Origin of the sequence: Rhizobium changzhiense (assembly GCF_013087625.1) — a bacterium.
GTDB classification, from domain to species: Bacteria; Pseudomonadota; Alphaproteobacteria; order Rhizobiales; family Rhizobiaceae; genus Rhizobium; species Rhizobium sophorae.
In genome coordinates this window covers 1,002,091-1,027,901 of the sequence record NZ_JABFCQ010000003.1, presented here as the reverse complement: position 1 = coordinate 1,027,901, position 25,811 = coordinate 1,002,091, and the positions used below count along the sequence as shown (strand labels likewise).

26 protein-coding genes are annotated in these 25,811 nt (G+C 61.5%); 7 read left to right on the top strand and 19 right to left on the bottom strand.

The window, feature by feature from the left end; genetic code table 11:
- Position 1: 1 nt before the first annotated feature.
- The 8 genes from G9X68_RS19800 to G9X68_RS19765 form a co-directional block, all read right to left on the bottom strand.
- Entirely contained in the window at positions 2-1,531 is a 1,530-nt protein-coding gene (locus tag G9X68_RS19800) for an FGGY-family carbohydrate kinase (protein WP_171603832.1), read from the bottom strand.
- A 31-nt stretch (positions 1,532-1,562) separates the two neighbouring features.
- Positions 1,563-2,405 (bottom strand): class I fructose-bisphosphate aldolase, encoded by an 843-nt coding sequence (locus tag G9X68_RS19795; protein ID WP_171603831.1) that lies wholly within the window; start codon positions 2,403-2,405, stop codon positions 1,563-1,565.
- Positions 2,378-4,126 carry a glycerol-3-phosphate dehydrogenase/oxidase gene (locus G9X68_RS19790; protein WP_171603830.1) on the bottom strand — a complete coding sequence of 583 codons (1,749 nt, stop codon included), beginning with the start codon at positions 4,124-4,126 and terminating at the stop codon, positions 2,378-2,380. Before G9X68_RS19790 ends, G9X68_RS19795 begins: the two co-directional genes overlap by 28 nt.
- 12 nt (positions 4,127-4,138) lie before the next feature.
- The gene (locus tag G9X68_RS19785; protein ID WP_171603829.1) at positions 4,139-5,134 is read right to left on the bottom strand and encodes an aldo/keto reductase; all 996 of its coding nucleotides are present in this window, start codon (positions 5,132-5,134) and stop codon (positions 4,139-4,141) included.
- Entirely contained in the window at positions 5,131-6,135 is a 1,005-nt protein-coding gene (locus tag G9X68_RS19780; RefSeq protein ID WP_171603828.1) for a sugar-binding transcriptional regulator, read from the bottom strand. The genes G9X68_RS19785 and G9X68_RS19780 overlap by 4 nt, the downstream gene beginning before the upstream one ends.
- Before the next feature lies 1 nt (position 6,136).
- Positions 6,137-7,129 (bottom strand): ABC transporter permease, encoded by a 993-nt coding sequence (locus G9X68_RS19775; RefSeq protein ID WP_171603827.1) that lies wholly within the window; start codon positions 7,127-7,129, stop codon positions 6,137-6,139.
- 28 nt (positions 7,130-7,157) lie between these two features.
- Positions 7,158-8,696 (bottom strand): sugar ABC transporter ATP-binding protein, encoded by a 1,539-nt coding sequence (locus G9X68_RS19770; RefSeq protein ID WP_171603938.1) that lies wholly within the window; start codon positions 8,694-8,696, stop codon positions 7,158-7,160.
- A gap of 68 nt (positions 8,697-8,764) precedes the next feature.
- A complete protein-coding gene (locus tag G9X68_RS19765; protein ID WP_171603826.1) occupies positions 8,765-9,793 on the bottom strand; it encodes a substrate-binding domain-containing protein in 1,029 nt (342 codons plus the stop codon).
- A 594-nt stretch (positions 9,794-10,387) separates the two neighbouring features.
- Here G9X68_RS19765 and G9X68_RS19760 point away from each other — a divergent pair.
- Positions 10,388-11,305, top strand: a complete 918-nt coding sequence (locus G9X68_RS19760) for a DMT family transporter (RefSeq protein ID WP_171603825.1) — start codon at positions 10,388-10,390, stop codon at positions 11,303-11,305.
- A gap of 100 nt (positions 11,306-11,405) precedes the next feature.
- Here G9X68_RS19760 and G9X68_RS19755 read toward each other — a convergent pair whose 3' ends face one another.
- Complete coding sequence (locus tag G9X68_RS19755; RefSeq protein ID WP_171603824.1) at positions 11,406-12,650, bottom strand: DUF763 domain-containing protein; 1,245 nt, start codon at positions 12,648-12,650, stop codon at positions 11,406-11,408.
- Between the two features lie 118 nt (positions 12,651-12,768).
- Here G9X68_RS19755 and G9X68_RS19750 point away from each other — a divergent pair, with 118 nt between their 5' ends.
- Entirely contained in the window at positions 12,769-14,265 is a 1,497-nt protein-coding gene (locus tag G9X68_RS19750; RefSeq protein WP_171603823.1) for a phospholipase D-like domain-containing protein, read from the top strand.
- Here the strand turns inward: G9X68_RS19750 and G9X68_RS19745 are convergent.
- Positions 14,212-15,174 (bottom strand): lysylphosphatidylglycerol synthase domain-containing protein, encoded by a 963-nt coding sequence (locus tag G9X68_RS19745; RefSeq protein ID WP_171603822.1) that lies wholly within the window; start codon positions 15,172-15,174, stop codon positions 14,212-14,214. The two genes, G9X68_RS19750 and G9X68_RS19745, sit on opposite strands and share 54 nt — an antisense overlap.
- A gap of 154 nt (positions 15,175-15,328) precedes the next feature.
- Between G9X68_RS19745 and G9X68_RS19740 the strand changes: the two genes are divergently transcribed.
- Positions 15,329-16,057, top strand: coding sequence for an endonuclease/exonuclease/phosphatase family protein (locus G9X68_RS19740; protein ID WP_171603821.1), 729 nt, complete (start codon positions 15,329-15,331; stop codon positions 16,055-16,057).
- 3 nt (positions 16,058-16,060) lie between these two features.
- Here G9X68_RS19740 and G9X68_RS19735 read toward each other — a convergent pair whose 3' ends face one another.
- The 4 genes from G9X68_RS19735 to G9X68_RS19720 form a co-directional block, all read right to left on the bottom strand.
- Positions 16,061-16,573 (bottom strand): hypothetical protein, encoded by a 513-nt coding sequence (locus G9X68_RS19735; protein ID WP_171603820.1) that lies wholly within the window; start codon positions 16,571-16,573, stop codon positions 16,061-16,063.
- A gap of 74 nt (positions 16,574-16,647) precedes the next feature.
- Complete coding sequence (locus tag G9X68_RS19730) at positions 16,648-17,784, bottom strand: NAD(P)/FAD-dependent oxidoreductase (RefSeq protein ID WP_171603819.1); 1,137 nt, start codon at positions 17,782-17,784, stop codon at positions 16,648-16,650.
- Between the two features lie 95 nt (positions 17,785-17,879).
- Entirely contained in the window at positions 17,880-19,418 is a 1,539-nt protein-coding gene (locus G9X68_RS32205; protein ID WP_171603818.1) for an amino acid ABC transporter permease/ATP-binding protein, read from the bottom strand.
- Positions 19,419-19,609: 191 nt separating this feature from the next.
- Positions 19,610-20,437 (bottom strand): ABC transporter substrate-binding protein, encoded by an 828-nt coding sequence (locus G9X68_RS19720; protein WP_171603817.1) that lies wholly within the window; start codon positions 20,435-20,437, stop codon positions 19,610-19,612.
- 182 nt (positions 20,438-20,619) lie between these two features.
- Between G9X68_RS19720 and G9X68_RS19715 the strand changes: the two genes are divergently transcribed.
- Positions 20,620-21,690, top strand: coding sequence for a LacI family DNA-binding transcriptional regulator (locus G9X68_RS19715; protein WP_171603816.1), 1,071 nt, complete (start codon positions 20,620-20,622; stop codon positions 21,688-21,690).
- Positions 21,691-21,746: 56 nt separating this feature from the next.
- On the opposite strand, the gene G9X68_RS19710 is transcribed toward G9X68_RS19715, so the two are convergent.
- From G9X68_RS19710 to G9X68_RS32345, 5 genes are all read right to left on the bottom strand, one after another.
- Positions 21,747-22,010 carry a hypothetical protein gene (locus G9X68_RS19710; protein WP_171603815.1) on the bottom strand — a complete coding sequence of 88 codons (264 nt, stop codon included), beginning with the start codon at positions 22,008-22,010 and terminating at the stop codon, positions 21,747-21,749.
- A gap of 122 nt (positions 22,011-22,132) precedes the next feature.
- Positions 22,133-22,363, bottom strand: coding sequence for a hypothetical protein (locus G9X68_RS19705; protein WP_171603814.1), 231 nt, complete (start codon positions 22,361-22,363; stop codon positions 22,133-22,135).
- 179 nt (positions 22,364-22,542) lie between these two features.
- The gene (locus G9X68_RS19700; RefSeq protein WP_171603813.1) at positions 22,543-22,791 is read right to left on the bottom strand and encodes a hypothetical protein; all 249 of its coding nucleotides are present in this window, start codon (positions 22,789-22,791) and stop codon (positions 22,543-22,545) included.
- A 67-nt stretch (positions 22,792-22,858) separates the two neighbouring features.
- Positions 22,859-23,266, bottom strand: coding sequence for a hypothetical protein (locus G9X68_RS19695; protein ID WP_171603812.1), 408 nt, complete (start codon positions 23,264-23,266; stop codon positions 22,859-22,861).
- A 122-nt stretch (positions 23,267-23,388) separates the two neighbouring features.
- Entirely contained in the window at positions 23,389-23,679 is a 291-nt protein-coding gene (locus G9X68_RS32345; RefSeq protein ID WP_171603811.1) for a hypothetical protein, read from the bottom strand.
- Positions 23,680-23,976: 297 nt separating this feature from the next.
- Between G9X68_RS32345 and G9X68_RS19685 the strand changes: the two genes are divergently transcribed.
- From G9X68_RS19685 to G9X68_RS19675, 3 genes are read left to right on the top strand one after another with little or no spacing between them, the layout of a single operon-like run.
- Complete coding sequence (locus G9X68_RS19685; protein ID WP_244956197.1) at positions 23,977-24,663, top strand: suppressor of fused domain protein; 687 nt, start codon at positions 23,977-23,979, stop codon at positions 24,661-24,663.
- 36 nt (positions 24,664-24,699) lie between these two features.
- Entirely contained in the window at positions 24,700-25,116 is a 417-nt protein-coding gene (locus tag G9X68_RS19680) for a DUF5086 family protein (protein WP_240604706.1), read from the top strand.
- A 53-nt stretch (positions 25,117-25,169) separates the two neighbouring features.
- Entirely contained in the window at positions 25,170-25,532 is a 363-nt protein-coding gene (locus G9X68_RS19675; protein WP_171603809.1) for a hypothetical protein, read from the top strand.
- The last annotated feature ends 279 nt before the right edge of the window (positions 25,533-25,811 follow it).

The window sequence follows — 25,811 nt, the reverse complement described above, 5'->3', positions numbered from 1 at the left end:
GTCACGCCGCCCCTCCCGCTACCGCCGGCGGGACCGCCGTCAGACGCCGCCAGAGCGGTGCCATCGCTTCGGCGATATCCTGATGGAGAGCGTAGCGGCGCGCGTAATGCGCCTCAAGCGAGACATCCGGGCGATAATGCCGCTCGGTCCGGACCATGGCCGCAGCACCAGCGCCGAAGTCCGCAAAGACGCCGACGCCGGTTCCGGCCGCGATCGCCGCTCCCAGGGCACCGGTTTCACGCGAGCGGGCAACGGTGACGGGTACGGCGAGCACATCGGCAAAGATCTGCGGCCAGATCAGGCTGCGCGAGCCGCCGCCGGAGAGCACGGCCTCGTTGAACACCGCGCCGGCCTTTCGGATCGTCTCGATGTGCTGGCGATGACCGAAGGCGACGCCTTCGAGAAGCGCGCGAACGAGATGCCCCTTGGTCTGCCAGCCGGCAATGCCGTAGAAGCCGGCGCGTGCGTGGCCGTCCTGCTGGGCGCCATAGAGATAGGGATGGTAGAGCGGGTCGTCTGCCGCGGGCTCGATCGCCCCGGCCAGCGCGCAGCAGGCATCGAAGGGCGAAACGCCTTGCGCATGCTCGCCTTCGAAGAACTCCCGCACTAGCCATTCGAGATTGGCAGCCGAGGTGGCGCTGTTCTCCATCGCCATGTAGCGGCTGCGATCGAAAGTCGAGGACATGAAGACCGGCCCCTCGAGGTCGGGACTGTCGATAACGACCTGATTGATGCTCCAGGTGCCGGCAATGATCGAGGCGCTGCCGGTGCGCGAAACGCCCGAGCCGAGCGCCGAAGCGACGACATCGAACAGCCCGCCGACCACAGGCGTACCGGCGGCGAGCCCGGTTTGCGTCGCCACCTCGTCCGTTACCCTCCCGGCAATGTCGGCGCTTTCGATGAGCGGCGGCAACAGATCCATGCAATCGCCCAGCCCATAGGCTTCCATCAGCGCCTTGTCGTAGCGGCGCGCGGCAAGATCGAGCAGACCCGCCCCCGACATGTCGGACACCTCGCTGACGCGGCGGCCGGTCAGGCGGTTGACGACGAAATCCTTGGAGAAGAACACCGTACCGATGCGGTTGAACAGGTCCGGCCGGTGACGCCTCAGCCAGGCAAGCAATGTCGGCGTCTGGGATGGCCACGGGCGCTGGCGGGCAATCGGATAGGTCCGGTCACCAATGCCGGCTTCTCGCCATTCATCGACCAGCCCGGCCGCCCGCGTGTCCAGCGACTGGATGCCGATGAGCGGAGCGCCGTCGCGATCAAGCGCATAGAGACCGTTGCCATGCCCGGCGCAACCGATCGCGGCGATTTCCTCCGGCTTGATCCTTGCCTTTTCGATGCAGGCGCGGATGACTTCTCGTGCATTCGTCCAGAGTTCGTCCAGCCCCCGCTCGACATGCCCCGGGCTCGGCATGCGGCTTTGTCCCTCTTCCGACGCAGCCGCGATCTCGTTGCCCACCCGGTCGAAAATTACCGCCTTGATGACGGTGTTTCCGGCGTCGAGCCCCAAAAGATAGTTTCCCATGCAGACCCCTCCCAAGGTTTGAAATCGCTACTCAGCCCTGCTGGTAGAGCGCAAAGGCCTGTTCGCCGCTCGCATCCTCGTGCACGATCGCCATCAGCCCGCGCACCACGGCACTCGGATTGGTGTGCTGATAGATGTTGCGCCCATAAACCATGCCCATTGCGCCCTGTCGCATCAATGCTGCGGATTTGTCGAAGACGGCACGAAGATCTTCCTTGCCGCCGCCGCGCACCAGAACCGGGCAACGGGCTGCTTCCACCACTCTGTGGAAATCCTCGGCATTGGTGGTCGGATCCGCCTTGACGATATCCGCCCCCATCTCACGGGCGAGCCGCGTCAACGTAACGATCTTGTCGGCATCGCCATCGACCATGTAGCCGCCCTTTTCGGTGACCGGCTGCATCACCAGCGGCTCGATCATCAGCGGCATGCCATACTTGTCGCAATCGGCCCGCACGCGGGAAATGTTTTGTACGCACTGGCGGAACAGGTCCGGCTCGTCCGGCAGCATGAACAGGTTGACGACGACGCAGGCCGCATCCATTTCGAGCGCGCCGATCAACGGCTCGGCCTCGTTCTGCAGCACCGCCCACATGTCGCGGTGGCGGATCCGGTTATAGGGATTGCCCATGTCGATGCGCATGACCAGCGCCGGCTTGTGCTTGCCGGGCGCGTCCTGCAGCAGGTCCGCCTGGCCGTAATTCATCTGGATCGCATCCGGCCCGGCAGAAACCAGGGCCTTGACGACGGCCTGAATATCCTCCAGCCCGTTGAGGAAGGACGGTTCGTTGCAGACGCCGTGATCGATCGCCACGTCGAGGCAGCGGCCGCCGCCGAACAGCCGGTTCATCCGGACTTTGCTGTTGTGTCGCATTCTATGCTCCTTGGTTCGTCCCTTGCCGAAAGCATGTCTTCGTCGACGCCGTGGCGTTCGTTGAGAAGGGTGAGAAAACGGTCGCGCTCACGGGCGCGATGCGTGAGCGTCCAACGCTTTTCCTGCGCCAGCAGGTCGAGTACGGCATCCATCATGTCGAGCGAAAGCTCGCCCGAAACGGCCAGCGTCGTGCGCCGCAAAAGCAGGTCGTCGAGATGCTCCGCCGCTTCACAGCGGATCAGGAACAGCAATTCGCGCACCGAGTAGCCGGCGTGCGGCAACACGGCATCGGGGCTCGCCGCGATGAAACCGGCAACCGCCTCGGCATTCGTGCCATATCGGGCAAACAGCTCAGCCATGCGCCGGATGGAAAGGCCTTTGCTGGCCGCCGCCTGCGCAAGCCAGACAGGCGCGTTGGCAGGAAATGCCTGCCCGCCGCCGATCGGCCGATCGGTTGTCGCAACACGGCGCTGCCTGCCTAGCCGTTCCAAAGCCATGTCGGCCGCCAGTTCCCCGAAGGACCGGAATGTCGTCCACTTGCCGCCGATCATGCACAGAACCGGTGGACCACCATCCTTCGGCTCTACGACCGTGCAGAAATGATCGCGCGGAATGCGCCCTGTAAAACTGTCGGTGCTGGCCGGCAGCGGCCGCACGCCGGAAAACTGGAAAACGATTTGCTCCGGCCGGATGGCGATGCCTGGCAGCACGAAGGCGAGCGACTGCAGGATATAATCCCGCTCGTCCGCCTCGCAGCGCACCTTTTCCGGATCATCGACGCGGATATCGGTGGAACCGACCAGAACCTTGCCGAGATAGGGAAAGAGGATGCAGATCCGGCCGTCCTCGTTCTCGTAGTAAATCATGTGATCGGCAAGTGCGTCGCGCAGGTCGGCATTGTCGATGATCAGATGCGAGCCCTTGGTGCCGCCCATCAGTGGTGACGGCCGGGCGTCTGGCGAAAGCAGGGTCTGATTGGCGATGTCGATCCAGCCGCCGGTGGCGTTGATGATCAGCGCCGGTTCGACGGCAACGGATGCGCCGCCGATCTGGTCTTCGACGCGGTACCGACCATCCTCTATCCGCCGCAGTTCCGCATAATTCAGCGCCATTGCCCCAAACTTTGCTGAAAGACCGTCCTGCAGAAGCTCGATGCCCAGCCGCTCCGGATGGCTGACCCAGGCATCGAAATAGGTGGCTGAACTCTTGATGTCGGGATTGAGCGCCGGCCACTTGGCAAGCGTCGAGCGCCGGCCGCGAAACTGGTGGCGCGGCATCAATGCCCGCTTGCGCGTCAGGAAATCATAGATGCTCAGGCCCGCCTTGATGGCAACGGCGCCACGCCGGCTCGGGCGGCGGCTGAGGCCCAGGAAGCGGACGATGCCATTGCCGAGCCCGGAAAATATATCGAACACCGGCACCGTCGTCGGCAGCGGCGCGACGTAATGCGGCGCGTTGCGCAGCAGCCGGTCCCGCTCGACCAGCGATTCCTGCACCAGCTTGAACTCGCCGTTTTCAAGATAGCGAAGCCCGCCATGGACCATGCGCGACAGCGCCGAGCTGGCGCCGGAGCAATAGTCGTGTTTCTCGACGAGCAGCACGTTCAGTCCCTGCAGCGACAGCTCGCGAAAGACGCTGATGCCGTTGATGCCGCCGCCGATGACACAGACGTCGACCTTCGGGCTCTGGCGGAGCCCGTCCAATATTTCTTGCCGTTTCATGATGGCGATCCGCTACCTGTCCATGTCAGTCAGTTTCGCCGCAATGGCCGTATCGATGGCCGCAAGATCGGCCGCATCCAGCCGGATGGTCCCGGCCCGTGCATTGTCGAGCGCTTGTGCCGGATTGCGCGCCCCGCAAAGTGCAAAGGTGACGCCCGGCTGCGCCAGCGTCCAGGCAATCACGATCTGGGCGATGCTGGCGCCGTGTTTTTCGGCGACCGGTTGGATGGCGTCGGCCAGCGCCGTTGCCTTCTGGCGGTTGCCGACTGAAAAGCGCGGATTGCCCTTGCGCTGGTCGTCGCCTGAGAACACGCGGTCCGGACCGATGGTGCCGGACAGCAATCCTAACGCCAGCGACGAGTAGCTCAGCGTCGCAATGCCGTTGGCCTTGGTCAGCGGCAGAAGCTCCGCCTCGATCTCCCGGTCGATCATGCTGAACCGCTCCTGGATCGCATCGAGGCCACCGGCAGCGATATAGGCACCGAGGTCGTCGGGGCTGACATTGCTTGCGCCGATCGCCCGGATCTTGCCCGATGTGCGCAGGTCTTCCAGCGCCCGCATCGTTTCCTCGATCGGGGTGGTCGGGTCCTGCCAATGGGTGATATAGAGGTCGATATAGTCGGTTCCGAGCCGCCTCAGGCTTTCCTCGACCTCATGCAGGATCGCGTCGCGGCCGAGATAACGGTGCACCGGCTTGCCGTCCTGGTCGAAGAAATGACGGCCCTTCTGCGTATGCCAGACAAGGCCGCATTTGGTGGCGATGACAGCCTTGTCGCGGCGCCCAACCAGCGCCTTGCCGACGATCTCCTCGGAACGTCCAAGCCCATAGGCCGGCGCCGTGTCGATCAGCGTCACGCCGGCATCGAGCGATGCCTGGATCGCGGCGATGGATTCGGCCTCGTCGGTCCCGCCCCACATCCAGCCGCCGATCGCCCAGGTGCCCAGTCCGACCGCCGAGGCGGAAACGCCCGATTTGCCGATCTCACGTGTCAGTTGCTGTCCGCTCATGTCCATTTTCCTTCGCCATTCGCCAGTGCGAGCACCCGCGCACCCGTCGCTTCATCGGTCACCAGCGTATCCAGATGATTGCCCCTGAGAACGCTGAGGATCGGGCCTGCCTTGTTCGGCCCGCTCGCCACACCGATCTTGGTGGGGATGGAGGCGAATTCCGGCAGCGTCAGCGACACCAGCGAACGGTTGAGGCTGTAGTCGCAGACCTGGCCATGATCATCGAGCAGATGCGCCAGCAGTTCGCAGGAGGCGCCGGAGCGCTCGATCGCAGCGCGGTCGGTGCTTGAGGACGGATGCAGGTCGTAATAGCTCGAATCGTCCGACAGGATCGAGCCGATGCCGACCACCGCCACCTTCGCCTCGCGCGCCCGTTTGAAAACGTCTGCGACGGAACGCATGTTGATCAGCATCGCCCGCTGCTCGGCATCGTCGGCAAAGAGCGGCGCGTGGATCTGGTAGGAACGCCCCCCAAGCCGGTCGGCCATCAAGGTCGAGACATGGTTGACGTCGGTATAGTGCTTACCCTGCACGCAGCCCGTTGCGGGAATGACCTCGACATCGAAACGACGCGGTGGATGCAGACCGGCGACGACGGCGCTCACGCCTTTGCCACCGGTGATGCAGATCGTATCGCCGTCGATGATCTCTTCCAGCAGCAACCGCGCTGCCGCTTCGCCGACGGCCTGAAGTGCTGTCTGCGGATTGTCGGAGACTGTCGGCACCACCACGGCGCGGCCGATGCCGCCAAGCGCGCGTAGCCGCTCTTCCATGTCGACCAGCGGCTCGACCGGCGACTTGATCTTGATCTCGACCAGGCCGAGCTGGCGGCCGCGCTTGATCAAGCGGTTGACGGTGGCGTGCGAGATGCCGAGCTGATCGGCAATCTGCGCCTGTGTCAGTCCCTCGAGGAAATGCAGCACCAGAGCCTGGTGCATCTGCCGGGCGATGACGATTTCCTCGCGCGGCGCATTTGCGGGTTTGAGTTTGGCTATCGGCATATCAGGCAGCCTTCCGCTTGTGGAGGAAATGGTCGATCGAGACGGCAGCAAGCAGAATGCAGCCTTTGATCATGTCTTGCCAATAGACGGACACGTCGAGCAAGATCAACGAGCTTGTTACAACCGACAGAAGGGCAATGCCGAGAATTGCCCCGAGGATCGTGCCGGAGCCGCCATTCAGCGACGCACCACCGATCACCGCGGCTGCGATGATGTTGAGCTCCATGCCGACACCAAAGGTCGGGGTCGCGGCACCGAAGCGGGACATGTAGATCACCCCGGCCACGCCGGACAGCGTGGCGCAGAGCACCGTCACCCAGAACTTCACCTGGTTGGTCTTGATACCGGAATAGAGCGCCGCCTTCTCGTTGCTGCCGGTGTAGAACACCTTGCGGAAGGCGGTTGCCCGTCGCAGCAGGAAATCGAACAGCACGACGACCGCGACAAAAATCAGGATCACATAGGGGACGCCATAGAATGTGCCCTGCCCGACCGCCTTGAACGAGGGCGGCAAGGTGAAGAGCGAGAGCGGCGTGCCCTTGGTGATGATCAGGCATATACCACGCACGATCACCATGGCCGCAAGCGAGGTGATGAAGTGGTTGAGCCCGACAACCGTGACGAAGAAGCCCACGACACAGCCAATCAGGCCGCTGGCAATGATCCCGATCAGGGATGCGCTCCACGGATCGAGCCCCATCAGGAACAGTGAACCCGACAGCACCATCGAGAAGCAGACGACCGAGCCGACCGACAGGTCGATGCCGCCGACGATCAACAGGATAGTCATGCCGACGACGACGATCCCTTCCACTGAAAACGACATCAGCATCGCCCGGAAATTGCCGAGCGTCAGAAAATGCGGCGAGGCAAAACTCATGACGATGCAGAGCGTCAGGATGATCGCGATCAGTCCCGCCTCGCGCATCGTCCCCAGCCGTTTCCAGCCGGGCGCGCGTGCCTGATGTGCCGTTGCCAATGTAGCGTCCGCCATGACCCTGTCTCCTGCCCCTGCTTTTTCCCTACGCGGCATGCTCTGATGCCTTTGAATTGTTGTGGCCGCCGATCCCCGAGGCGAGCCGCATGATCGCTTCCTCCGTCATCGCCTCGCCCTCGACCTCGCCTGCAACGGTGCCCTCGTGGATGACCAGCACCCGGTCGCACAGGCCGAGAAGCTCCGGCAGTTCCGACGAGATGACGATGATGCCGATGCCGGAGCGCGCGAGATCGCGCAGCAGCCGGTGGATTTCCGATTTGGCGCCGACATCGATGCCGCGGGTCGGCTCGTCCATGAGGATGACCTTGGGATTGACCGCCAGTTGTTTGGCAATCGCCACCTTCTGCTGGTTTCCGCCCGACAACGACGAGACCGGCATGTCGATGCCACCCATCCGCACACCCAGCCGCCGAACCAGGTCGCGGGCACGATCGGCCTCAGCCTTGGAATTCAACAGTCCCAGCGGTCCGCTCAGCGATTTCAAATCGAGAACGGCAATGTTCTGGGCGATGGAAAGATCGAGAAAGATGCCGGAGCCTTTCCGGTCTTCCGACAGATAGACGACGCCCGCCTTCGCGGCCTGCGCATAGGAACGCGCCCGCAGCCGCTGCCCATGCAGTTGCACCGCGCCGGCGATTACCGGCCGCAATCCGCAAATGCCTTCGGCGATCTCGGTGCGGCCCGAGCCGATCAACCCGCCGACGCCGAGAATTTCACCCTTGCGCAGTTCGAAGCTCACTTCCGCGAAGCGGCTGCCGTCGCCGAGATCGCGGACGCTCAGAATGATCTCGTCGGTCCGCTCCGCCGGCGCCTGCTTTTCCGGATAGAGCTGGGTGATCTCGCGCCCGACCATGCGGCGCACAACATCATCCGGCGTCAAATCCGCCACCTTCTCCGTCGAGACATAGCGGCCATCGCGAAACACGGTGACCCGGTCGCACAGGCTGAAGATTTCGGCCATGCGGTGGCTGATATAGATGATCGAAATACCCTGCGCCTTGAGGTCGCGGATGATTCCGAACAGGACCTGCGTCTCCGATTCCGTCAATGCCGCCGTCGGTTCGTCGAAGATCAGCACCCGACAATCGAGCGTCAGCGCCTTGGCGATCTCGACAAGCTGCTGGCTGGAAATCGACAAATCGCCGACTTTACGGCGAACGTCGATCGGCGCCAGACGATTCATCACCACCTGCGCATCCCGTTCCAGGCTGCCATAATTCATTAAAGGCGAGCGGCGGCGGTTGGTCGCGGCCATGAACATGTTCTCGGCCACCGTCGCATCGGGGCAGAGCGCGATTTCCTGATGCACGAGGCCAAGCCCGAGCGATTGCGCCACGGCCGGCGACGTCACTTTTACCGGCGCGCCGTCGACGAGAACGTCCCCCTCGGTCGGCTGCAGCACGCCGGCAATGATGTTCATCAACGTCGACTTGCCCGCGCCGTTTTCGCCGCAAAGCGCATGAACTTCCCCCTTCTCCAGGCTGAAGCTCACATCCGTCAACGCCTTCACCGCACCGAAGTGCTTGCTGACATTGCGAATTTCCAGAACCGGCACCGACGCCATCATCGTCTTCTCCTCACGCTCGCGGTGGCTGTCCGGAGTTTCCTGCCCCGGACAGCCGGCACAAAGGCTTACTCCTCGATGCCTTTGGTGCCCCGCCGCTTCAGATACTTGTCCCAGTAGAAGTCGTCGGCATTATCAGCCGTGACGATCGACAGGCCGTTGTCGACGAACGGAATGCTCATCGGGTTGAAGCCAACGCGCTTGGCGTCGTTCATCGGGTCGATGAGTTCCGGATGCTTGGCAAGCCAGAGGAGCATGAAGCCCATGTAACCCTGCATGCCCTGGTTCGGATTGATCGAGCCGAACACTTCGCCCGCCTTGATCATGTCGAGGATGTTGGCGTTGACGTCGGCGCACATCACGAGGATCTTGCCGCCGCTTTCCTTGTTGGCCTGCGAAGCGCCGATGGCCGAGTTCGCTTCCGGCATGAAGACGGCGCCAATGTTCGGATGTGCCTGCACCAAGCTCATCAGGCCCTGATAGGCCTTGTTCGGGTCCTGGTTGGACGCAGCGCGGCCGACCAGCTTCATATCAGGATATTTTTCCTCCATACGGGCGATGAAGGCGGCGATACGCTTGTCGTGGTTGTCCTGGCCCGGATTTTCCAGAACGGCATATTCACCCTTGCCACCCATCTTTTCGGCAATCGCGTCGGCCGCATAAGTACCTTCGCGGGTATTGTCCGACGTGACGAACGAGATGCGCTTGGAAAGCGGCGCATCGGCTGCGAAGGTGACGACCGCCGTGCCCTGGTCGATCGCCCGGTTGATCGGCTCGATAAACGGGTCGGAGTTCATCGGGTGAACGAGAATACCGGCCGGGTTCTGGGCCAGCGCCTGGTCGAAAGTGGCGATTTGCTTGTTGACGTCATATTCCGGCGTGCCGGTATAGGCAGTCTCGCAACCGAGCTGCTGACCGGCCTGCTTGAACATTTCATAGACCGGGAACCAATATTCGACGCCCGATACCATGACGTTCATGACGTATTTTTCACCCGGCTTGCAGCGGAACGGATTTTCCGTGTCCGCGCTGGCCACGCCGGCATAAAGCGTCGATGCGAGGACCGCCAATGCGGTCGTGCTTAGAAATTTGCGCAAGTTTCCTCCTCGAGGCCGAAGCCCCTCCCAAATATCCGGCGGCGCCTCAGCGGCTGCCGATGATCCATTGAAGACCGGAGTTCCTCCTCGAAGTCCGGTATGGGCAGATAACCGCAACAGCAGAGCGCTGTCAATATAATTCATACAGTGAAATATATTTCACAAGTCTGGTTGGCGGAATGTCGATAGCGCCTTAGGCGTTTGGAAGGCGTACTGCTTGATTCTCGCGCCTGGATTATTACCGCTGACAGGGGACAGAGCAGGTGAGCAGTATTTGAGCGATGAAGGTTGCTCTTTCGAAGGTACTGCAACGGAACCATCTGCTCTCGCCGCGGGTTGGATAGGCATCCCCAGGCTCTCAGCCCCACGGAGCATGCGATGGCTATCGAAGTTCCGAATGGAGCCGACCGCCATTCCGACCACATCCGGAAGTTCAAACCACGCCGTCTTATGCCGCTCGTGACAGCAGTGCCGCAGTGACGTTCATGCCATATTCGAGTGCGTGCGCCTCGAACGAACCATTGACATCGAGGCTCTTAAGGACGAAGCCGCACCGGCCGCCCATGCACGGCCGCTCTCGCGAGGATTCCAGAGATGAAGACAACGACGGCTACCGCCAATGCCGGAAACCTGATCATGACCGGCGTCGTGCTGATGCTGCTTGGCGATCTCCTCTTTGCGCTGAACGATGCAATGGGCAAGTGGCTGGTGGCGAGCTTTGCCGTCGGCCAAGTATTGGTGATCCGCTCGGTCGGCGCTTTCATCGTGCTCGGGCCAATGATCCTCCGGCAAGGGCCGTTGGCCTTGTTCCGCGTCGAGCAGAAGGGCCTGCAGTTCATCCGTGTTTTCATGGCCACCTGCGATGTCGCCCTGTTCTACGCTGCCGTCGCCTATCTGCCGCTCGCAGACGTCATGACCTTCTATATGGCCGGACCGATCTATATCGCGGCGCTTTCGCATTTCTTTCTCGGAGAGAAGATCGGCTGGCGCCGCTGGCTTGCCGTTCTGATCGGCTTTGCCGGCGTCGTCATCGCTCTGCGTCCGTCCACGGCGATGCTGTCGCTTCCATCGCTCTTCGGTCTTGCGGGCAGCCTTGCCTTTGCGCTGTCGCTGGTGATGAGCCGTTATCTGCGCTCGACCAGCGACACGACGCTCGTGACATGGCAGACGATCGCCGCGCTGATCACCGGCATCGTTTTAAGCGTCGGCCACTGGCAGCCGGCAACGCTCATCGATTGGTCCGGCATGCTGCTGCTCGGCATCGTCGCCTCCTGCGCACATCTGCTCATCACCCGCTCGCTGAAGCTCGCACCGGCATCGCTGCTCGCGCCGCTGCAATATACGCTGCTGCTCTGGGCGATCGTCCTCGGCTACCTCTTCTTCAAAGATATTCCCGACGCGCAGGTCATCATTGGCGCCACAATCATCGTCGTGGCGGGGCTCTTCATCTTCCATCGGAAAAATCTGAAAGAGACGGTTCCGATTGAGGCCGTCCCACGCGACGGCCATTGAAGCTACAGCGCTGCTTATCTTTAGCTTCGTGTCACCGCCCGGAACGGCAAGGTCGCCCTGCCTGGCTCAGCGACTTAAGGTAATGGCATAAAGGGATGCCTTACTTCGCGGGCGGCTCCTCCCAGCCGAAGACGCTCCGGCCGCCGAAATCGGCGGATTGGCGGAATTCACCGGCAATGATTTCCTTGAGGTCGGGACCCGTCACGTAGCGTTCCATCTGCCTGGACTGATCGTCCAGGCGCCTGAGCGCCTGCAATTCCTCCTCGCGTCCGAGCCTGCCCTTCTGCACCGCCGATTTCATCACGGCGATCGTCTCGTCATAGACCTTGAGCGGAACCGGAAAAGGATGGCGGTCCTTGCCGCCATGGGCGATCGAGAAGCGCGCCGGATCGGAAAAACGGCAGGGCGCGCCGTGGACGACTTCCGCCACCATCGCCAACGCCTTCACCGTGCGGGCGCCGACGCCTGGAACGAGCAGCAGCTCTTCGAAATCCGCCGGCCCGCGATCGGCAGCGGCAGCCAGATTTCCATGCAGGCGCCGCATGTTGACGTCGCTCTCGCGGACATCGTGATGAGCAGGCATGATCAGGTGCGGTAGCATCGGCTGTTCGGCGGGTTCGGGCGCTGGCTCTTCGGCACGCTGCAAGGCGGCGGCTTCGCGGATGATCCGGTCGGGGCCGAGCGTCGCCAGCAGATCGAGCTGACCGCGCCGCGATCGTTCGGCACGCCGGTCGGCAAGATTGACGATCTCGCCCTGGCTCCTTCCCTCGATTGCCGCATGCGGCGAGTCGACGAAACTCTCCAGCCCCTCCGACAGCCAGTGGTAACGCCGGGCCTGCCGCTTGTCGCCGTTCATGCCCTGCTGCACCACCACCCAATGGCCGTCGTCGGCGACGATGAAGCCATGGAGATAAAGATCGAACCCGTCCTGAAGGGCAGCACTGTCGACCTTAGCGATGAGACGGCTCGTGGTCGCCAGCCCCTCCCCGTCGAGACCGACACGCTCGCCGATCGAAACGAGTTCCTGCGGGGTCTTGCGCGAATGCGTGCCGCGGCCGCCGCAGACATGCAGGCCGAGTTCGCCGGCACGCGGCTTCAGCCCGCGCTTCAGCGCGCCGAGAACGCTGGTCGTGATACCGGAGGAATGCCAGTCCATGCCCATGACCGCACCGAAGGACTGGAACCAGAAGGGATGCGCGAGCCTGCGCAGAAATTCGTCACGGCCATAGTGATGAACGATCGCCTCGGTGATCAGCGTGCCGAGCCGCGTCATCCGGTCGCCGAGCCAATGCGGCACGCGTCCCCCGTGAAGGGGAAGATCGGCGCTGCCTGCTCGTAGTGACATCTTGCTTCCTTGCACTTTGTATCGCCCGTCGGTGCTGGCATGCTCGCCTCATCCGGCGCGACAGGGAACCCAAAAATATTTCAAGCGTTTGCTCTCCCAGTGAGAGGCCGAGGCAATCATGACGACATTCGAAACTATCTTCAATGACCCGAGCTTGCCCCAGACGAAATCACAACGACCAGGCGACCTCCAAAAACAGGAGGGCGGCGCCTTGCGCCTGGAAGGAAGCGCTGCGAAGGCAGCCTTCCTGATCAACGGCAACAGCTATTTCGCCGAATTGGCGCGCGTACTGCGGCAGGCGCGGCGCACTGTCTGGATCATCGGATGGGATTTCAATCCCGACATCCGGATGCAACCGGAAAAATCCGACGAAACATTGGCCGATCTGCTGCATGCCCTGGTCGCGGCAAATTCCGAGCTTGAAATACGCATCCTCATCTGGACGCTCGGGCCGATCTATTCGGAAAAGTCGCTGCAGGTGCTGCGAAAGAAGAACTTTCCCAGGAATGCGCGGATCGATCTGCGCTTCGAACTTCAGCCGACATTGCGCGGCTGCCACCATCAGAAACTCGTCTGCATCGACGATGCCGTCGCCTTCATCGGCGGCATAGACCTGACATCGCGGCGGTGGGATACAAGGCGCCATCGCGCCGATGAGAAACTGCGGCGCGACCCCGAGGGCGTTTCCTACGATCCGCTGCATGACGTTCAGGCAATGGTCACCGGCGATGCCGCCAGGCTGATCGGCGATATCGCCAGGCAGCGCTGGGAAAAGGCCACCGGCGAAAGCCACCTGCCATTGGCCGAAAATATCCCCTTCGCCTGGCCGGACGATCTCGCCATTTCCATGAGGGAGGTCGCGGTCAGCTTCGCGCTGACGGAGCCCTCGACCGCAATTTGCCCCGGCATCAGCGACGGCATCGCCATGACATTGGACGTCATCGCCCGGGCGCAGCGGCAGCTTTACATCGAGGCGCAATATCTCGCCTCCTTCCGCGTTGCCGACGCCATTGCCGCGCGGCTGCAGGAGGAAGACGGGCCTGAAGTCGTCATCATCTGTACGCGCAGCTCTCACGGACTGATCGAAAAGCTTGTCATGGGCGGCAATCGCGACCGCGTCATCCGCCGCCTCAAACGTGCCGATCGCGCCGGTCGCTTGCGCGTCTATTACGCAGTCACGCCGGGAGAAGACGGCGAAGTCGAGGTGCTCGTCCATTCCAAACTGATCATCGCCGATGACGAGCTGGTGCGCATCGGCTCCTCCAACCTCAACAATCGCTCGGAAGGGCTGGATTGCGAATGCGACATGCTGTTCGAGGCCGACAATGACGAGCACCGCCGCGCAATCGCGGATCTGCGCAATCGCCTGCTTTCGGAATATCTCGGAACCACGCCCGAAAGCTTTGCCGCAGCCTTTGTGCAAAGCGGCTCGGTCATCGCTGCGGTCGATACGCTCAATGACGGGCCTCGGCGCTTGCGGGAATTCACCGTCGAATTGTCGGGCAGCATTTCGCCGATTTCAGGCACCGCGCTCTTCGACCCGGTTCGACCCTTCGCACCCTTAGACCGACTGGGCCTCGGCGCGCTCGTCCGCCTCCTCATCCGCCCCGCGTGATCTCCGCCTGAAGATCACCTCGCTGATGATGAGAAGCGTAGAGCCGAGCGCCAGCGGGATAAAAAAATAGGCGCAGCGGAACGCAATCAGCGCGCCGATCGACGCCTCCTTCGGCACGACATAGGAGACCGTCGCCTCGAGCACGCCGAGACCGCCCGGAACATGCGTTGCAAGGATCGCTGAATTGGCAAGCACGTAAGCTGTCACCGACCTGAAGAAGGCAACGTCGCCGAAGGCCGAAAGCATCTGGTGTAGACAGGCGGAGACGAGCATGAAATTGATTGTCCCGACCCCGATCTGTGCTACTGCGATCGAAAATCGCGGTAGCTGAAACGACCAGCGCCACAGCCGCAACGTGCCGCGGATGAAGAACGCCAAGCCCGCATAGACGACCGGCACGACCAGCGCCAGCGCACCGAAGATGCGCACACTCGCCGGATGGATGTGCAGCAGGCGCCCGGCATCGCCGGGATTGACGATCATGGCAAGACCGCCAAGCGTGATCAACCCCAGCCCCACCGTGACGCCGCAAAACAGGATGATCTTCGCCACGTCCTCCGCCGTCAGCCCCCAGCGAGAATAGAAACGATAGCGGAAGGCGCCGCTGCTCAGGCCGGCAAAGCCGATATTGTGGCCGAGCGACAGGCTGATGAACGAGGTCAGCGCGATCCTGGAATAGGGCAAGGATTTGCCGAGCGAACGGATCGCCAGGAGATCGAAACAACTGAGGCACAGATAGGATGCCGCCGCAAAGAGAAGGGCCGTGCAGAAGCTCGAAAAAGGAATGCTGCGAACCGATTGGATGATCTGCTCGAGACTATATTGTTGGAAGATCCGATAGAGAAGAAAGATCGCAAGGCAAAGGGCGGCCACGAGCAGTCCATTCAAGATTATGCGTTTCAAGCTCATCGATTATCCGTTTCCGAGATGCGAGCGCCACGGCTCGATGATCTGGAACGATCAAACGAGTTTTGTGTTCCCAAGGCGAACACGTTCTATGTTCTCCCTGGGGAGGAACGAGTTCCGTGTTCTCCCGGAGGGAACAAGCTTTTCAGCGGGGCCTATGCCGGATAAATCGATCAAACTTCTGACCTATAACGTGCACAGCTGTATCGGCAGCGACCGGAAGCTCGATCCCGGCCGCATCGCTTCCGTCATCGCCGAGGCTGAGGCCGATATCGTCGCGCTTCAGGAGGTCGATGTCCTCCGGCGCAGGACCGGCGGCGTCGACCAGGCCCATATGATTGCCTCGCTGCTGAAGATGCAGGCGCATTTCCATCCGGCGCTGTCGGTTGCCGAGGAGCAGTATGGCGACGCGATCATCACCGCGCTGCCGACAGGCGCGGTCAAGGCCGGCCCGCTGCCGTCCATCGGCGAACAGCGCGGGGCGCTGTCCGTCGAAATACTGGTCGGCGACAGAAAACTGCTTGTCGTCAACACCCATCTCGGCCTTCGCGGCCGCGAACGTATCCGGCAGATGACGACGCTGTTGAATTCGGGCTGGCTGCGCGGTACAGCAGACGAAGCGCTTCCCAGCATTCTCTGCGGCGATTTCAACGCCATTCCGTCATCGGCGACTTACCGACTTGCCGCGCGTTCATTGAAAGACGCCCAACTCGCGGGCGGCAACGCGCCGAGAGCAACCTTTCCATCCCGCTACCCGCTGATGCGTCTCGACCACATCTTCGTCACCCAGGATCTCATCGTCAAACAGGCGGCGGTCCTGGAAAACCGGCTGACAAGGGTCGCCTCCGACCACCTGCCTCTGCTGGCGGAAATCGGTTTCGCTTGATAGTCATCGACGTTGGGCGAGCTTCCGGTTCATCGCTGCCGCCAACAATGGTAGCACCGTCGTCGCCACGCCCCCCAGAGGCAGCCGCCTGATGCCCCGCGTAACGACGAAGGTCGCCGCCATCGCGCCTGCCAGCTTGAGCCAAGGCTGATTGCCGAGCTGCGCATGAGCGCTTGCATCGGCCCATCGGACGTTTTCCGTAACGACTGTCGCAGCCTGATGTTGGATCACGTGAAGACGAGCGCGGAGGTTTTCGATCTCTTCTCTCAGTTCTCGCAGCCGGCCTTCCAAGGCATGACCTTCGTAGATCGGGAGAGGCTGCTCAACGGTGTCTCCAACGGACGCACGACCACCGAACGTCGCAATATACGCCCGATATTCGGCCTCGCTGGCGAAACCCTCAGGTCTGATAAGATCTGGGTTGATGGTCGCCTCTTCGAAGGAGGCCGGCGCGGTTTCTACACCGTCGCGCATATCCTTGTCTGTGCCGGTTTCCCCGAGTTCGTCCTTGAACATGATGCGTCTCCAGTTGTTCCTGGCGATAGAACGCTCGACGGCTCAGAAGGATGCATCGGCCTCCGCTCCTGCCTTCATCTTCGCGACGCGCTGAAACGCGCCGGCCGAAATTCCGCCAGCAGCGGATGACGGCGTCCGGTGACGATCTCGTCCGCCAGCAGTTCGCCGGCAATCAGGCCGAGAGTGGCGCCGCTATGGCTGAAGGCGACGAAGTAACCCGAGATCGACGGCAGCTCGCCGAAGACGGGCTCGCCGTCGCCCGGGATAGGCTTCGGGCCGACCCCATAATCTTCGACCTCCAGCATCGGATTGCCTTCGAGAACCCTGGAGGCCTCGCGCAGCAATCCCTCCAGCGTCGATTGTCTGACATCATAGCTGCCGTCGGGCTTGACGCTCACCTCTTCCTCGGACCAGGCGGCGTCGAGCGCGAAGCCACCGTCGGGCGTCGGCCGGATGGCGACGCGAGGGGTGTTGAGCACGGCCTTCAGGGGATGGCGGATCGGCTTGGTCCGGACGAGAAGGGCGACAGGCGTTGAATCGCCGATATGCTGGCCGGCCTCGGCGACGATTGCCGGAACCTCGCTGCCGGCAGCAAGCAGCACGGCATCCGCATCGCGGCGCGTGCCGTCCGCCGTGATCACACCGCGGACGCCCGCACCTTCGACATCGACCGTCGCGCGACCCGCGTCCGTGACGATCTCGCCGCCCAGCGTATGGAATTCTTCCACGAGCGTGCCGATCAAGGACGGAAGATCGACCCAGCCCTCGCCGGGGTTGAAGATTGCGCCTTGCCGCGTCACCGCACTTGCATCGACACCCGGCGTCGCCGCGGCAATTCTTTCTGGGGCGAGCCATTGCGCGTGATAGCCGAGATCGCGCTCATAGTCGAAGATTTCGGCGATCTCGTTGGCGCCATCGTCCGCATCCCAGGTCAAGCCCCCGTCGAAGCGCAGCCACGACGCATCGGGATACCGGACGGCCAGCGTGCGATAGCGATCTATGCCGGCCAACCGCAGCCGGTGATAGGCATCGGTGCGTTTGCGCGCCGAGTTGAGCCAGGCGAGCGAACGACCGGAGGCCCCGTTGGCAAGCGGGCCATCATTGATGAGCACGGTGCGGACCCCGAGCCGTGCCAGATGGACAGCGGTCGAGACGCCAAAGATCCCGCCGCCAATGACGACGACCTTCGAAGTTTTGGTGGAAGCATTCATGTCGATAACCTTGTTTTCTGCTCTTGCTAGATCGAATGAAATCCGGTGCACCCGGCATGAGGACGACCGGGGCACCATGCCTTGCCTCAGGCGCTTCAGAGAACTTCCGCAAGGAAGCGCTTCAGCCGCTCGCTTTTGGGATTGTCGAAGATCTGCTGCGGGCAGCCGGCCTCGACGATGCGGCCCTCATCCATGAAGACGACCTGATCGGCCACCCTGCGCGCAAATCCCATCTCATGCGTCACCACGGCCATCGTCATGCCCTGACGGCCGAGAGCGGCCATCAGGTCAAGCACGCCCTTCACCAGTTCCGGATCGAGCGCACTGGTCACCTCGTCAAACAGCATGACCTCCGGATCCATGGCCAGCGCGCGTGCGATGGCGACACGCTGCTGCTGCCCACCCGACAGACCTGCCGGCCGGTGATCCCTACGCTCTGCCAAACCGACATCGGCCAGACGTGCCTCGGCGATGCGCCGCGCCTCCTGCCTCGGCATTTTCTTGATCTTCGTCAGCGAAAGCATGACGTTCTCGAGTGCCGTGTGGTCGGGAAACAGGTTGAAGTGCTGGAACACCATGCCCACACGCCGGCGCAGCCTCTCCGGCTTCATCGCCAGGATGCTCTCGCCATCGAGCAGGATGTCGCCGCCTTTCGGTTCGACAAGCCTGTTCATGCAGCGCAGCAGCGTCGATTTTCCCGAGCCGGAAGGGCCGATAATGCAGGTGACTGTACCGGCGGCGATGCCGAGATCGACACCCTTCAGCACGGCGAGATCGCCGTAAGCCATGGTGAGATCCCGGATGTTCAGGGCACCGCCTTTGAAGCGCGGCGTACTCTCCTCGACCGCCTTGACCGCGGGATGCTTGCCGGCCGCGGCCCGCAGTTCGCTCACCTCGACCAATCCGCTCGCAGCACCCGAGCCGCGGCCTTGCTTTCCGAGCCGCAGTCTCGCATCGATATAATTGACGAAGTGGGTCAGCGGCACGGTGATGACGAGATAAAAGACGCCCGCCAGCAGCAGCGGCGACAGATTGCCGGTGACGACGGCCTGATCCTGGCCGACACGGAAGATCTCCCGCTCGGAGGCGAGCAATCCAAGGAAGTAGACAAGGCTGGAATCCTTGACATTTCCGATGAATTGATTGACCAGCGCCGGCAGAACCCGCCTGATGCCTTGTGGGATGACGATCAGGCGCATGCCCTGCCCGTGGCTCATGCTGAGCGCCCGGCAGGCTTCCATCTGGCCGCGTTCGACACTTTGGATGCCTGACCGGAAGATTTCACCGATATAGGCTCCGGCGATCAGGCTGAGCGCCAGGATGCCGAGCGGAAATGGCGACGGACCGAAGATCTCGCGCCCGATCCGGGCAAAACCCTGGCCGATGATCAGGATCGTGACGATCGCCGGCAGCCCGCGGAAAACATCGGTGTAGATGCGTGCCGGCAGCCGCAGCCAGCGGGATTGCGAGATGCCCATCACGGCAAGCGCCATGCCGATGACGACGCCGAGCACGGTCGAGGCAGCGGCGAGGATCAGGGTATTCTTCAAGCCGACGCTGATCATGCTCGGCAGAACTTCCGCCATGGCGTCCCAGTCCAGGAAGCTGCGGCGCAGATTTTCAAGCCAGTTCATTCAGATCCCCATGAATTCTTGCCCGGTGCAGACGCCGCCTAAAGCGCATCGCGATCTTTCAGATTCGCTTGTCGCGCTTTAGGTCTTTGTTTTTACGCATGTCGTTAGCGCAAAACCGCTGCACACTTTTGCGCGACATGCTTTAGCAGTGCCTTGGTAAGCCGCCCGCCGTGAGCGGGCGGCTTACGGCGTCACTTCTTGGGAAGATACTGTTCCGGCATCGGCGAGCCGGGGAACCATTTTTCGTAAAGGGTCTTCCAGGTGCCGTCCTGCATCGCGTCGTGAAGCGCGCCGTTCAACGCCGTGCGGAAGGCATCATTTCCTTTCCGGACCACGAAGCCGGCAGGCGCATCGAAGGACGGGATATTCACTGCAACCTTCAGCGCGGGATATCGCTCGCCATATTGCTTGGCGGCCTCGTAATCGAGAAAATGCGCATCGACCGTTCCGTTGTTGAGGGCGGCCACGGCAGAATTGTTGTCGGGGAATTTCACCAGATCGGTTCCCCCGAAATTCTTGGCTGCATAGACTTCCTGCAAGGTCCCCTGCACGACGCCGAGACGCTTGCCCTTGAGACCATCGGCATCCTTGATACCGGCATCAGGGGTCAGGACGGAGAGATAACCGGCAAGATAGCCGTCGGAAAAGTCGACGGTCTTCTTGCGGGCTTCGGTGGTTCCGATCGCCGCAACGGCAACGTCGAACCGCTCGTTTGCGACCGACGGCAGGAGTGCTGAAAATTCCTGGCCGGTGAACGTGACCTTGTCTTTTTGAAAACCGAGGCGGGAGACGACGTTGAGAAACAGCTCGATATCGAAACCGGTGAACTGGCCGTCCGCCGTCGCAAACGTATAGGGCTTGGAATCGCCCATCGTGCCGACGCTGATCACCCCGGGCTCGATAAGCTTATAGGGATTGTCGGCGGCGGCGGCAGAGCCTGCCCCCATCGCAAGAAGGCATGTGACAAGGCCGGCCCGCAACGGGGCCATGATGGCCGGAATTGATAAAAAAGGCTTCATCGTCGTTCTCCGCTCTGAAAGGAATGCTCTTGTCGGCATTGTAGATCGTCCCGCCGCTGCCGCGCGTTGCGACAGGGATTGATGGACAAGATACCGGTCTCTGATATAAAGAGACCGGTCTCACGACATATTTGATATCCGTCAATTGACCGCACGTCAACAATTCTTGTAGTCCTCGGCCCATGGAAGATTCCGCTCATCCGAAACGTGCAGTCACCGTCGCCGACGTCGCGAAGGCCGCAAAGGTATCGAAGGCGACAGCCGCGCGCGTTCTCGGCAGCTACGGCGTGGTCAGCGCCAAGATCACAGATCGGGTCATGGCGGCGGCGGCGGCGCTCGAATACCGCCCGAACGAGCTCGCCCGGAGCATGAGCACCGGAAGGTCCGGCATCATCGGGGTGGTGGTCGGCGATATCGAGAACGCTTTCTTCAGTCTGGCGGTGCGCGGCATCAGCGATGCGGCCCGCCTTGCGGGATTCAACGTCATCATCGCGAATTCGGGCGAAGAGCTCGATGCGGAAAAATCGGCCGTCGACCTCCTGATCGGCAAGCGAGTCGATGGCCTGATCGTGACGCCTGCCCGCTGCGACAGTTTCGACCATCTGCAGCACGTCTGCCGTGCCGGCGTGCCGCTGGTGCTGTTCGATCGGTCTATTCCGGATCTCGATGTCGACTCCGTGACCGGCGACGACCGGGATGCGGCCATCGCGGCGACCCGACATTTGATCGGGCAAGGACATCACCGCCTCGCCTACGTTTCTGCCATGGATGCCGAAGGCGGCGGGCTTACCGATATCGGGCGGATCTCGAATTCCGCCGTACGCGAACGCGTGGAAGGTTTTGTCAGCGTCCTGACCGAGGCGGGCCTGCCGAACCCTCTTCATTATGTCAGGCTCGGCGCCACGAACCAGCAACAGACGGACGGCGTGATCAAGCGCCTGCTCTCGGACAGTGCTGCGCCAACGGCGCTCCTGGCATCGGACAGCCTCGTCGGCTTGCGCATCTTCAAGTCGCTGCAGTCGCTCGGCCTGTCGATCCCCAAGGACGTGTCGATGATTTCGTTTCTCGACGCCGACTGGACCAACGTCACCGTTCCGCCGATCACCATCGTCGACCAGCGCGTCTACGAGATGGGCAAGCTCGCCGGCGAGCGGCTCATCGCCCGTATCGAACGCACCCCTCTTGCCGTCGAACGTCTGCGCGTCGGCACGAGCCTCGTCGTGCGCGGCTCCGTAGCAACGATCGACCGGTGAGATCCTTTAGAACCGGATGTCGTCCGAAAACCGCTCACACCTTTCGGCATCATGCTCTAATCGTAGAGTTCGCCGCGACCAATCTGCGCCTGTCTGGCAGGTGTGTCGCTGATTAAGGGATCGTCGGCCGGATCGGGATCTCTTTTGTTGGCATCGCTCATAAACTGCGCTGCCTTAAGCAGCGCTACGGTGATTTCTTCGGTGCCCCAACCGGCTTCATTGGCGGCTGCAATCAGCCCTTCCAAAGCGTCGCGTGCGGCAGCGGTCGCCTCTTCGAAACGTTGCGCGGGAGATTCCGTCTTCGGTGGTGGAAAGGTCATCGGCGTTCCCTCCATGTGTCTGTTGGGGGATGAACGCAGGCCGCGGGAAATGGATGCACGATCACGCTGATTTAACAAGCGGCGACCCTATGGACCGACAAGGGTCGGCGACGTCTTTCCCCTCAGATGACCGTCTGCAACAGAAATGGCGAGCGCTCCAACGGACGCTGAGCGAGGATCCTCAGCATTGCGGGGCTTTGGATGCCGGAAGTCGTGCAGGAGTGGCCGTCGTGATAGACCACCGTCATGACGCGGCTCAGACTATCGTATCTGATCTCTGCGATCGTCCGGGTGTGAACCGGAAAGATGAATTCATGGGGTTGAGATTTCTCCCCCGCGGTTTTCAAGGTCATTGCGATGCCCCAACGAAAAAAGCAATTTTAGCCCCACCGCGCCGGGTCTGAGCCTAACGGCGCCTATCAAGCACATATTGCTGCGACGGTCGCGTGACATCGGCGTGACATGCAGAATCGACACTGCCAACTCAGGGTCGGATTCGTGACGCGTCAGTTGCCAAAGCGGCGATCAACCTTCAATGCAATGTCCGACGGATCCCGTGTGCAAGAGCGGTCTGCGGCCAGCATTCGACCGTGCGCGCCAACGATCGAACGGCTTCGTCCACGTTGAAAACCACATCCCCGAGCCGCTCGATCTCATAGTCGAGCTCGTAGACCTGGACTTCGTCGAGGTCGTCACTCTGAAGCACTCGCCTCATAGCATCGATAAGGCCCTCAGTTCGCCCAACGATATCAAGAGCGCTGCGTATGATGATGTCGAACATGCTTATCCCCTCGCTTCGATAGTGAAGCGTCGGCCATAATCGTGACGCTGACAATCCTGAAATCTTGTCAGAGACGCTCGCGGATGGTGTCGTAGAGATCCCTTAACTCACGCAGTGCGGGTTGAGGCCGATAGCGCGGCAGAGCGGCGCGACGAACGGCGAATGCCAGCGCGCCGGCGACCGCCGCGACGAGCAGGAGCGTCGATGCCGGGTAGAGCTTCACCGTCGCCTCCGTCTGACGCATGGCTTTCCCGGCGCTGCCCTTTGCCGAGCGGGCGGCATCGAGGACCTGCTGCTGGAGCAAGCCGATCTGCTTTCGCAGCGCGCCGAGCTCTTCGCCCAGGTCATGATCAGACTGCCGGGGAACGCCGACGGAGGCCGTATTCGTATCGATAATGGCTTTCGGAACGGGCTCGCCGATCTTGGCTCCCCTGGTGTCGAGGGTCGTCGTCTCAGTGCTTTTGCGGCGCGGCATGATCATTTCTCCTTCCTGGATGATGCCGAAAAGTGTGAGCGCTTTCGGACGACATCATGCGCTAACTATCTAATGTAGAACAGGATTCAGAATTAGGTTGACCAGGTCTGAAATCCTCCTGTCTAGTCGTCGTCGAGCGAGAAGACCGGCCGGTAGTGGCGCTCGGCGATCAGCAAGCTCCGGTCGGGCCGGATGATGTAGATCTCCTCGACCTGGCGTCCCCACTGATCTGTGAAAGTATGCGGGAAGGAAGAACCCACGGGCGATTTCGTCAACTTCGTGCGAGGCTGGCCACTATACGTGATGCTACCGGGAATGGGCGCCAGTCCTGCCGACGAATAACTGCCTGCGCTGGTCGTGCAACCTGTCAGCACAAGCGCAAAAACCAGCCCAACTGCTATACTTTGCTTCATCGATCCCTCCGGCTGCCTCGTCTTCACGCAACACTCGCTTTATTGTCAATGTAACAGGGGACGACAGAGATTGTTCCAGAATTTGGCCGGAGACATCAGTGCAGGCGAGACCTCGGCCCGAAACCGGAACGACCGCGCCATCGCGTCGCCCGGTCGGAGCGCAAGCAGTCGTCTCTCCCCTCACGTTGACGTTGAATTTTTCAGAGGCCGGTGGCATTAAAAATCCATTCAAGGCGTGGTTGTGCTTCAAAAATGATCCCCTTTCTCAGAGCATGCAGCCGAAGGCGTTTTCTGGCCATGACCTTGGCCTGTAGTGCTGCGCCGGCCCGACCTGCCACGTCTGCGTGGAATGGAAAGAATGGAGAGACGGCGACGATGCCAGGAGCAGAAACGACATCCCTAAATGCACACCGTCGCGCCATTTATGAAAACGAACTGGACGACCCGGAATATTCCTTCGCAGACGACCGATCGGGCGGCATTGAAATTCATGCGTTCGGACGCGACTTCGCGCCGGTCGGTACGGACGAAGGTTACGTGCTGCTGACCAACGGCATGAGCGATCGGCGAATGACGCTGCCGACCTCGCACCGGGAAAAGGGCGAAAAGCAGAGAGCCGAACTGATGTGGTACGTGCGTGAGCCGACGCCCGAAATTATCGTCAATCTGCGTTGGCTCGCCGAACTCCCATTCATGGACGCGACCTGGTTCGGTTACGGCCATCGGGTGCCGATGCCGACCCCACCGGTCGAGGGATGCGATTTCAGGACATTTCTCTTTCTCACGCCGATCATCGAAACTGACCAGCGCATTGCGGAAGCGCTTATGGTGGAGAACGATCCGGTCGAGATCCTCACGGTGAATTTGATTTCCGATGCGGAGTATCGTTTCATCAAGGAGAAGGGACTGGACCCTTTTCTCGACATGCTGGACGAAGAGGACTATCCGCCGATATTCGACGCGAAGCGAAAATCCTACCTATAGCGATCGCACATGCGAATAAGTCCTGAAGCTATCCTCTTGGCCGTCGCGACCATTTTAGGCGCACCGGTCTTCGCGCGTGCCGAAGCGGTGAAACCACCTGATGTTTCCACCGTCATTCTCTCCGTCTCACCGCGGACCGTTCGCTGGGCCACCGTCCACAAACATCCGGAGCCCGCCAATCACGATCCTTACTACCATGTCGAGGTGATCGAGAAGGAGCGAGCTTCGCCGCCATGGCAATTCAAACGGCTTGCCGCACATGTTGTCGTAACGGCTGACGCTTTGGACAGGAGCCGCCTGAGGCGAAAAGCCAAGACCTATTTTTACAAGGACATCGAATTCCGGATCGCCTACCGAGCCTGGCGCGCGCGACCTCCCATGCAGCAGGAAGCCGGCGTTTGCCGCACGACAATTCTTGAATGCGTCGACGCCGCAGATAATATGCGCCGGTAATAGTCAGAGGACGACCGTACCGACGCGGCGCGTGAACAAAAGGAAGTTCGGCGATGCTAGCAAGACCATCCGGATATGCCGGGGCCGCAATCGCTGCTCTGTGGGCGGCCCGTCAGACGGGCCGACTTTATTCCTCCACCGAACCGTTCGGTCCTGAGCTCATGAATGTTGCAAGAAATCTCGGCATTTTCATTCTGCCGGCGCTCGTTCTTCTCCTGGCGGGGCCTTTCAGGATGTGGTTCGACAGGTTTGCGCCGCTGTACCCCTTGGTGCTCGGAGCCGGTGTCCTCAACGTCTATATGCAGGACGATGCGCTGGCTGCCGGTCTGCCGCTGATCGTGCTCGTTTATCCCTTCCTGGCGATCTTTGCGCTCGCCTATTTGCTGCGCGGGCGAGTGTCGGAAATGCGCAATTGAATCATGCAGCCCCGCGGACGAGTGACTCCCATCTCGTCATCCGAAGTTCGAAGGGTTGCAAGAATCGAAGAAATACACTTTTTGTGTAATGGATGAGTCGCAACGCTACCTCTGCTAGAGTAAATATTACCGCCGTCGGAAGGATATCTATGTTTCTTCAGCCCAAGCGTTCCGGCTGATCCTGACCTCACCGCCCCCAAATTAGCTGACCGGATGAAGGCCGTGATATCGAGCGGCGCTCTTCGTGGACGCCTTTCCGACCTGAAAGCGGGCCGTCTG

Bases quoted from the DNA above. Each gene is read 5' to 3' on its own strand.
- G9X68_RS19800 (WP_171603832.1), bottom strand. From the start codon at position 1,531: ATGGGAAACTATCTTTTGGGGCTCGACGCCGGAAACACCGTCATCAAG.
- G9X68_RS19795 (WP_171603831.1), bottom strand. From the start codon at position 2,405: ATGCGACACAACAGCAAAGTCCGGATGAACCGGCTGTTCGGCGGCGGC.
- G9X68_RS19790 (WP_171603830.1), bottom strand. From the start codon at position 4,126: ATGAAACGGCAAGAAATATTGGACGGGCTCCGCCAGAGCCCGAAGGTC.
- G9X68_RS19785 (WP_171603829.1), bottom strand. From the start codon at position 5,134: ATGAGCGGACAGCAACTGACACGTGAGATCGGCAAATCGGGCGTTTCC.
- G9X68_RS19780 (WP_171603828.1), bottom strand. From the start codon at position 6,135: ATGCCGATAGCCAAACTCAAACCCGCAAATGCGCCGCGCGAGGAAATC.
- G9X68_RS19775 (WP_171603827.1), bottom strand. From the start codon at position 7,129: ATGGCGGACGCTACATTGGCAACGGCACATCAGGCACGCGCGCCCGGC.
- G9X68_RS19770 (WP_171603938.1), bottom strand. From the start codon at position 8,696: ATGGCGTCGGTGCCGGTTCTGGAAATTCGCAATGTCAGCAAGCACTTC.
- G9X68_RS19760 (WP_171603825.1), top strand. From the start codon at position 10,388: ATGAAGACAACGACGGCTACCGCCAATGCCGGAAACCTGATCATGACC.
- G9X68_RS19755 (WP_171603824.1), bottom strand. From the start codon at position 12,650: ATGTCACTACGAGCAGGCAGCGCCGATCTTCCCCTTCACGGGGGACGC.
- G9X68_RS19750 (WP_171603823.1), top strand. From the start codon at position 12,769: ATGACGACATTCGAAACTATCTTCAATGACCCGAGCTTGCCCCAGACG.
- G9X68_RS19745 (WP_171603822.1), bottom strand. From the start codon at position 15,174: ATGAGCTTGAAACGCATAATCTTGAATGGACTGCTCGTGGCCGCCCTT.
- G9X68_RS19740 (WP_171603821.1), top strand. From the start codon at position 15,329: ATGCCGGATAAATCGATCAAACTTCTGACCTATAACGTGCACAGCTGT.
- G9X68_RS19735 (WP_171603820.1), bottom strand. From the start codon at position 16,573: ATGTTCAAGGACGAACTCGGGGAAACCGGCACAGACAAGGATATGCGC.
- G9X68_RS19730 (WP_171603819.1), bottom strand. From the start codon at position 17,784: ATGAATGCTTCCACCAAAACTTCGAAGGTCGTCGTCATTGGCGGCGGG.
- G9X68_RS32205 (WP_171603818.1), bottom strand. From the start codon at position 19,418: ATGAACTGGCTTGAAAATCTGCGCCGCAGCTTCCTGGACTGGGACGCC.
- G9X68_RS19720 (WP_171603817.1), bottom strand. From the start codon at position 20,437: ATGAAGCCTTTTTTATCAATTCCGGCCATCATGGCCCCGTTGCGGGCC.
- G9X68_RS19715 (WP_171603816.1), top strand. From the start codon at position 20,620: ATGGAAGATTCCGCTCATCCGAAACGTGCAGTCACCGTCGCCGACGTC.
- G9X68_RS19710 (WP_171603815.1), bottom strand. From the start codon at position 22,010: ATGACCTTTCCACCACCGAAGACGGAATCTCCCGCGCAACGTTTCGAA.
- G9X68_RS19705 (WP_171603814.1), bottom strand. From the start codon at position 22,363: ATGACCTTGAAAACCGCGGGGGAGAAATCTCAACCCCATGAATTCATC.
- G9X68_RS19700 (WP_171603813.1), bottom strand. From the start codon at position 22,791: ATGTTCGACATCATCATACGCAGCGCTCTTGATATCGTTGGGCGAACT.
- G9X68_RS19695 (WP_171603812.1), bottom strand. From the start codon at position 23,266: ATGCCGCGCCGCAAAAGCACTGAGACGACGACCCTCGACACCAGGGGA.
- G9X68_RS32345 (WP_171603811.1), bottom strand. From the start codon at position 23,679: ATGAAGCAAAGTATAGCAGTTGGGCTGGTTTTTGCGCTTGTGCTGACA.
- G9X68_RS19685 (WP_244956197.1), top strand. From the start codon at position 23,977: ATGACCTTGGCCTGTAGTGCTGCGCCGGCCCGACCTGCCACGTCTGCG.
- G9X68_RS19675 (WP_171603809.1), top strand. From the start codon at position 25,170: ATGCTAGCAAGACCATCCGGATATGCCGGGGCCGCAATCGCTGCTCTG.